The 1,392-nt window shown below is 65.3% G+C and carries 1 protein-coding gene; it reads left to right on the top strand.

All coding sequences use genetic code 11. From position 1 onward, the window contains the following. The first annotated feature begins 46 nt into the window (after nucleotides 1–46). The gene (locus ACZ3I4_RS47855) at nucleotides 47–1,351 is read left to right on the top strand and encodes an IS256 family transposase (protein ID WP_465388846.1); all 1,305 of its coding nucleotides are present in this window, start codon (nucleotides 47–49) and stop codon (nucleotides 1,349–1,351) included. Nucleotides 1,352–1,392: the final 41 nt, after the last annotated feature.

Here is a 1,392-nt window from a genome sequence, read left to right as displayed (position 1 = left end):
GGGTCTGTAAGAAAAACGGTGTAACTCCTAATCAAGGAGACACCTGATGACCGTGATGAGCGAGGCCGCCATGGATACTTCGACGGTGGCGAAGAAGAAGGATCCGGTGACCACGCCGGAGGGTGTGGACGCCGAGTTGGTGGGCCGGCTGGTGGAGCAGGCCCGCGCAGCGGGCCTGCAGTTGACCGGCGAAGGCGGTCTGCTGCAGCAGTTGACCAAGCGGGTGATCGAGGCCGCTCTGGACGGGGAGATCACCGACCATCTCGGCTATGACAAGCACGATCCGGCCGGTAAAGACGGCGGGAACTCCCGCAACGGGGCCCGGGCCAAGATGGTGCTCACCGATGTCGGCCCGGTCGAGATCACCGTCCCACGCGATCGCGACAGCAGCTTCGAGCCGCAGATCGTCAAGAAGCGGCAACGCCGGCTGACCGGGGTGGAAGACATGGTCCTGTCGCTGTCGGCGAAGGGCCTGACGACCGGGGAGATCAGCGCTCACCTGGCCGAGGTGTATGGCGCTGACGTGTCGCGGCAGACGATCTCCACGATCACCGACAAGGTCATGGACGGCATGGCCGAGTGGCAGAACCGGCCGCTGGACCGGGTTTATCCAGTCGTTTTCCTGGACGCTATCAACGTCAAGATCCGGGACGGGAAAGTCGCCAACCGGCCCATCTACGTGGCCCTCGCGGTCACCGCAGAGGGCACCCGCGACATCCTCGGGCTGTGGGCCGGTGACGGCGGTGAAGGCGCCAAGTTCTGGCTGGCCGTGTGCACCGAGCTGAAGAACCGCGGCGTCGAGGACGTGCTGATGGCCGTCTGCGACGGGCTGACCGGCCTGCCGGATGCCATCAACACTGTCTGGCCCAGAACGGTGGTGCAGACCTGCGTGGTGCACCTGCTGCGCAACTCGTTCAAATACGCGTCCCGCCAGCACTGGGACGCCATCGCGAAAGCGTTGAAGCCGGTGTACACAGCACCGACCGAGGCCGCCGCGGAGCAACGTTTCCTCGAGTTCGCCGAGACCTGGGGCGAGAAGTATCCGGCGATCGTCAGGCTGTGGACCAACGCCTGGGCCGAGTTCGTGCCGTTCCTGGCCTTCGACACCGAGATCCGCACAGTCGTCTGCTCGACCAACGCCATCGAGAGCGTGAACGCCCGGATCCGCCGCGCCGTGCGAGCTCGCGGGCACTTCCCGAACGAACAAGCCGCCCTGAAATGTGTCTACCTCGCCGTGATGGCCCTCGACCCGACCGGCACCGGCCGCCGCCGCTGGATCACCCGCTGGAAACCCGCACTCAACGCCTTCGACCTGGCCTTCGACGGCCGCCTGTCCGCGGGCCGCAACTAACCCTCAAAACATCGAGTTACACCGTTTTCTTGACAGACCCG

This window comes from Actinoplanes sp. NPDC021490 (genome assembly GCF_055562135.1).
The sequence above is the reverse complement of the archived record's forward strand: the minus strand, read 5'-3'. Positions and strand labels throughout refer to the sequence as shown.

Bases quoted from the DNA above. Each gene is read 5' to 3' on its own strand.
- ACZ3I4_RS47855 (WP_465388846.1), top strand. From the start codon at position 47: ATGACCGTGATGAGCGAGGCCGCCATGGATACTTCGACGGTGGCGAAG.